This is a genomic window from Novacetimonas hansenii JCM 7643 (genome assembly GCF_000964405.1).
Taxonomy (GTDB): Bacteria; Pseudomonadota; Alphaproteobacteria; order Acetobacterales; family Acetobacteraceae; genus Novacetimonas; species Novacetimonas hansenii.
Window position 1 is genome coordinate 1 of the sequence record NZ_BANE01000028.1, and the last position, 5,299, is coordinate 5,299.

6 protein-coding genes are annotated in these 5,299 nt (G+C 52.9%); 3 read left to right on the forward strand and 3 right to left on the reverse strand.

The features are described 5' to 3' along the window. Nucleotides 1-234: hypothetical protein (locus B7G66_RS17755; RefSeq protein WP_048858808.1), on the forward strand; the 234-nt coding region annotated here is incomplete at its 5' end. Between the two features lie 504 nt (nucleotides 235-738). On the opposite strand, the gene B7G66_RS18925 is transcribed toward B7G66_RS17755, so the two are convergent. The 3 genes from B7G66_RS18925 to B7G66_RS02015 all read right to left on the reverse strand — a co-directional run bounded on the left by B7G66_RS18925 (nucleotide 739) and on the right by B7G66_RS02015 (nucleotide 3,038). Continuing rightward, nucleotides 739-870, reverse strand: coding sequence for a hypothetical protein (locus tag B7G66_RS18925; RefSeq protein ID WP_003621297.1), 132 nt, complete (start codon nucleotides 868-870; stop codon nucleotides 739-741). A gap of 90 nt (nucleotides 871-960) precedes the next feature. Next, nucleotides 961-1,209, reverse strand: coding sequence for a hypothetical protein (locus B7G66_RS18345; RefSeq protein ID WP_143456069.1), 249 nt, complete (start codon nucleotides 1,207-1,209; stop codon nucleotides 961-963). Nucleotides 1,210-1,331: 122 nt separating this feature from the next. Further along, the gene (locus tag B7G66_RS02015; protein WP_040510977.1) at nucleotides 1,332-3,038 is read right to left on the reverse strand and encodes an alpha-keto acid decarboxylase family protein; all 1,707 of its coding nucleotides are present in this window, start codon (nucleotides 3,036-3,038) and stop codon (nucleotides 1,332-1,334) included. A 381-nt stretch (nucleotides 3,039-3,419) separates the two neighbouring features. Between B7G66_RS02015 and B7G66_RS02020 the strand changes: the two genes are divergently transcribed. Together B7G66_RS02020 and B7G66_RS02025 are read left to right on the forward strand one after the other, a co-directional pair. Then, nucleotides 3,420-3,719 (forward strand): hypothetical protein, encoded by a 300-nt coding sequence (locus tag B7G66_RS02020; protein WP_048858809.1) that lies wholly within the window; start codon nucleotides 3,420-3,422, stop codon nucleotides 3,717-3,719. 230 nt (nucleotides 3,720-3,949) lie between these two features. Then, nucleotides 3,950-5,140: an MFS transporter gene (locus B7G66_RS02025; protein WP_003621304.1), complete on the forward strand. Its 1,191-nt coding sequence runs from the start codon at nucleotides 3,950-3,952 to the stop codon at nucleotides 5,138-5,140. The last annotated feature ends 159 nt before the right edge of the window (nucleotides 5,141-5,299 follow it).

The following is a 5,299-nucleotide window of genomic DNA, read 5'->3' on the forward strand; positions in this document are numbered from 1 at the left end:
CAACAGGCTGGTATTGTTCAAAAACTTTCGGATCAGGCTCTTAAGGGGCTGCTCTATGCAGTTGCCGGGCTGATCCTTTATCTGTCGAGCATGGTGGCCGCCGCTGTAACAGGCGGGATCGGGCTGATCTTGGTGATTTTTCCGGCCATGCTGCTGCTATGGTGGGCGGTATGGACGATATATTGCATCATACGCGGCATGCAGGCGATCAACCGCAACCAACCCATAAGCTGAATAACCAGCCCCAAAAACGTCTGGACCTCACACGGCCGCAGGCTGGAAAACCTGTTTTCCAAAAGCCTGACTGATGATCTTAAGGCAACAGGGTCTTCTTGGCGCAGCTTTCTTGAACAAGCCTCAAGTAAAGGTTTTAAAAAAGAGGGTGCCCAGACTCTTATTATCTGGTTTGGCGGGGTCTATCCTCGCCCGACATCAGGCAGGCAGTCGTGCGGACGGTTCAGATGACCTGTCACACGCCGCAGCCATTTTCATGATATCGCCATAGCCATCATACCCGGCGAATACTGGCATCTTTACATGCCAGATTGCCGGAGAGCGATCGTCTTCCATCCGGCCGATTACAGACCTTCAGGCATCTCCAGATCGCGACCTACAGGGATGGAGATCATGCCTGCCGAACAATGCGTGCAGCAAAAGGCAACATCTCCCGAACCGCCGCAGGGGTGCCCGCATCAATGATGTCAGGGCAGGGTCAAGGAAGGGGCAGAAACCCCCGCCTTATGCAACGCGATCGGAAACCAGGGTCGCGATCATCAGCGCGGCAATCATGGGCAGGAAAGAAACCATCGTCAGCGACGACATGGCATGAACGGAATTGGCAAGCAGGATGCTCAGGTTCTGGATCAGCATTTTTTTGTCCTTCATTTTCTCGGTTGCGAGTGACGCGGTAAAAACACGAAATACCGACGCGCCGCAACGGGAAATAATGGGGAAATATTTTCATGACATTTTCATAAGGAATCCGTCATTATTATTTGACCACAAAACAAACATGCGACTGAATCCGCCACCAGAAGACGAAAATACCATTTGAATATTTATGTCGAAAATAAAGGCAATATGCATTCCGCAACCCATCGCGGCATATTGCGGCGCACAAAAAACAAGCGATTTGCCTATTTTTAAAGCAGGATGTTCACGTTTTCGTGATAATTTTGGGAATGTAGAAGATGCATATTTTTGCGTCATACGCAGACTGCGATGCAAAAATATGCAGGCAAACCAGATTGCCGCCCTTTTCAATAGGATAGCGACATCGGCAGGAAGCGCAATGCAAAATTGCCTCCTGCCGTTGCAGAACGGGACAAAAATCAGCCGCCGTCAAACGCACCATAGTCATAGTGACGCACCGCGCCACCAAAGTTGGAAATCCCGACCGGACCATCCATGGGACCGAATCCAAGCTCGATAAAGACCAGGCGTTGTGGGTCCTGCGCCTGTTTCAACGCATCCTCCAGTTCCGGCATACTGTTAACCCGCAGGCATAGCGCCGCATCCTGTTGCGCCATCACCCCCGGCAAGCCCGCATAGTCCCAGTTGGCGATATCATTATACGCCGCCGTTTCCCCCAAAATCATGCGCTCGATTGTATAGCCACGGTTATTAAGCAGAAAAATCACCGGCTTGTGCCCTGCACGCAGGACACTGGACAATTCCTGTGCCGTCATCTGGAACGAACCGTCACCGATGAACAGCAGGTGCCGCCGGTCAGGGCTGGCGTTCAGCGACCCCAGCAAGGCCGGCAGCGTATAGCCGATTGCAGCCCAGACGGGTTGGGAGATGAAATGGCATTCCGCCGGCAGGCGCATATGGGTCAATGCAACCAGCGACGTGCCATTATCCGCCAGCACGACATCTCCCTGCCGCAGGAATGCCTGTATCCGTGCCCAGAACGCGGGTTGCCCCCATGGGGTAACGTCCTGTCCAACCGGGAGCGGCGCCGGAACCGGGACCTGCCCTGACGCTGCGTCTGCCACGGATGATGGATGCACATCGCGACGGTCCTTTATCGTCGCGATTATGGCATCGAGCAGATCAGCGACAACCACCCCAAGGAACGTATCCATGCCACAACGCGTGTCAAAGGCCTGGATATTGATAAAGGCGTCAGGATCAAACGCATATGAGAAATAGCCCGACGTCGCATCCACAAAACGCACGCCAAGCCCGATGATACAGTCCGCAGTCCGTACACGTTCGTATAATTCCGGGGCCGAAGCCTTCCCCCCGTAAATACCCAGATAATTCGGGCTTGTTTCACATAACGCCCCCTTACCTGTGGCAAGCGTGGCAAATGGAATGTCCAGCAACCGGGACAATTCGCCCACCCGTTCGCGCAGGTCAAAGCGCCGCACCAGCGCATCCAGCAAAAAGACCGGCTGTGTGGCCTTTGCCAGCCGCTCCATGATGTTCGCAACGGCAGCCTGCAACTGTATCGGATCACTGCCACAAGGCGCGGGAACATCCTGTTCGACCGGAACCTGAACCGAAACACAGCAGGTATCTGAAGGCAGTTGCAGATAAACCGGCCGCTTTTCCCGCCATGCGGCCCCCAGCACGCGGTCAATCTCCCCCGCGGCATCCTGCGGCAGCAGGCGCGCCTGCGCTACGGTGAACTGGGCATAGCAGGCCATGATATTTTCATAATTTCCGTCGGCCAGCGTATGATGCAAAAGTGCCCGCTGCGTGATGGCATGCTGCGGTGGCACGCCAGAAATCATGATGACCGCCACCCCTTCGGCATAGGACCCGGCAACGGCGGACAGGGCGCTGAGATCGCCCACGCCATAAGTGGTCAAAACCGCGGAAATACCTGACAGGCGCGCATCACCATCTGCCGCATAGGCCGCATTGAGTTCGTTACAGTTCCCGATAAAGGCAATGCCCTCGGTCCGTTCAATCAGTTCGAGGAATTCAAGGTTATAATCCCCCGGCACCCCATAGATCCGCCGAACCCCCAGTTTCATAAGGCGTTCCAGCAGATAGGTTCCCACCGATTTACGCGTCGTCATTTTCATGCCTTGTCCAGATGATTCAAGATGTGATGTATCGAGAGCATCACCTTCGACGGAACGGCGCAACCTTTTTGCCTACATAAAAAAATAATATGTGCGGGTTATTTATTTAATAATTTAAATAAACATTCTTCAAAGAAAATATTTGAAAATAACAGAAGGTTTCAGAGGCCATCTTTTTTCGAAAACGCGATTTCCTTCCAAGTTTTTAAAACAATCTTCAACAAACATTTTTTGAAAATTATTCCGAACCTGTTGGAGATTATCGTGAATTGATGAAAGTTGCCGCGAGATGGATCATGACACAGAAAGATCTGTCAGCCTGCTCGCTCCGCATGGCGATGCGCTTGAACTCCTTGAGCGTGTAAAAGGAGTTCTCATGAGATGGCCTGCTTTGAACAGGACCTGAACGAACCGGTGCTTATCGGGGCATTTTTGGCGCGGGGGGATAACCACACAGGCGGCATGCTTACGTATGGTATCCACGCGCCCGTGGACGTCGAACGCCTGGCCGGCGAAATGCCTTTGAAATCCGTTCATTCAAGAAGGGCGGCCATCAGGTACAACGACCCCATTTTCGTTCATTGGGCATCCGTCAGTATGAAGACGAGCCATATGAATCCTGAAATATATTCAAACATCATAAAAAATAACAATTACCAACAGAAGCAAAAATACTTCTGAATTATTCATATTTTATAATAATTAATACTTAAAAACCAAAAATATTTATTATATCCCCAATTATTAACAGTCTGACTGAAATCTGCGTTCACAGTCCGGCATTGTTCCCGATCATTAATGGGTGCCATCACAGGTGCGTGGTATCGTTTGCCGACCTTATTGAAATACCATAAAACATCCTATGAATTTATTCAGCTTTCTTTCCTCACTCGTAGGATCACAGGCATCCCATGGATACTTCCACCACTGATGATAATGCCCCCCGCCTGCTGATGCGGCTGACAGTCGCGCTGTTCCTTGGATATATGGCCGTTGCGTTATCGCTGCCGGTCATCGCGGTCTATGTCACGCAATGGCCCGGATATGGCAATATGCTTGCAGGGCTTGCGGTTGGGATTGCCTTTGCCTCCACCATCATAAGCCGTAACCATGCAGGACAACTGGCGGATGGACGCGGGGGGCGCGCCTGCATGCGGCTGGGCCTGGCAGGGTATATCCTTGGTGGCGTGATCTGCGCGGGTGCTGGCCTGCCGATACTGCCGTACCTGACCCGCTACCTTATACTGATGGTGGGACGACTGGTTCTTGGCGTGGGGGAAAGCCTGACAGTCGTGGGCATGCTGGGGTGGGGCATCGGCCTGATGGGGCATGCACGCGCCGGAAAAGTCATGGCCTGGACCGGTATGGCCATGTATGGCGCATTTGCCGTGGGAGCTCCATTAGGGCTTGCACTCTTTCATATGGTGGGATTTGGCGGCGTTATGATGGGGTGCGCCATTTTACCGGCCATCGGGTTGATAATATCCAAAGGAATCACGGCGCCTCCCGTACATGCAGGACGGCGCGAACCGTTCTGGCGCATACTGGGCCGGATCTGGCAGCCGGGATGTGCATTGGGGTTACAGGGGGTTGGCTTTGCCGCGCTGGGAACATTCATTTCGGTGTATTTCATACATCGACACTGGCCGTATGCAGGGCTGGGCCTAAGCTGTTTTGGTTTGGCATTTGTTGCCATGCGCCTGTTATGCGGGCACCTGCCGGACCGGATTGGTGGCGTACGGGTCGCTCTTGTATCACTGGGGGTAGAAGCCGTCGGGCAATATCTCCTGTGGTGTGCCCCCTCTCCTGTCATGGCACTGACCGGAGCGGTTTTGACAGGGGCAGGCTGCTCCATGGTTTATCCCGCACTGGGGGTGGAAGTGGTGCGTATCATGCCGCCACATCTACGAGGAACCGCGCTTGGAGGATTTGCCGCATTTCAGGATCTGGCCTATGGCGCGACAGGACCGCTGACTGGCCTGCTGGCGGATCGCACCGGATATGCCTCAGTCTTTCTTGTAGGGGGGCTCTGTGCCACGATGGCGTTCATTATGACCCTGCATATGGCGGCACGACGCCAGCAAGAGACTATTTTGGAATGACATATTCCCGGCAGGCCCTGAAATATTCGGCACATTTATGAAAAAAACATGGGTATGATTTTGATTATGTTCTGATTTACTCCGAAACCGTACCCACTATGCAGCCTGAGCAATATCTTCTGGTGTTTTTCTGTAATGCCCATGACGCGTATTTTACGC

Excerpts from the sequence above, each read along its gene's own strand:
- B7G66_RS18925 (WP_003621297.1), bottom strand. The coding sequence starts at position 870 with ATGCTGATCCAGAACCTGAGCATCCTGCTTGCCAATTCCGTTCATGCC.
- B7G66_RS18345 (WP_143456069.1), bottom strand. The coding sequence starts at position 1,209 with ATGACGCAAAAATATGCATCTTCTACATTCCCAAAATTATCACGAAAA.
- B7G66_RS02015 (WP_040510977.1), bottom strand. The coding sequence starts at position 3,038 with ATGAAAATGACGACGCGTAAATCGGTGGGAACCTATCTGCTGGAACGC.
- B7G66_RS02020 (WP_048858809.1), top strand. The coding sequence starts at position 3,420 with ATGGCCTGCTTTGAACAGGACCTGAACGAACCGGTGCTTATCGGGGCA.
- B7G66_RS02025 (WP_003621304.1), top strand. The coding sequence starts at position 3,950 with ATGGATACTTCCACCACTGATGATAATGCCCCCCGCCTGCTGATGCGG.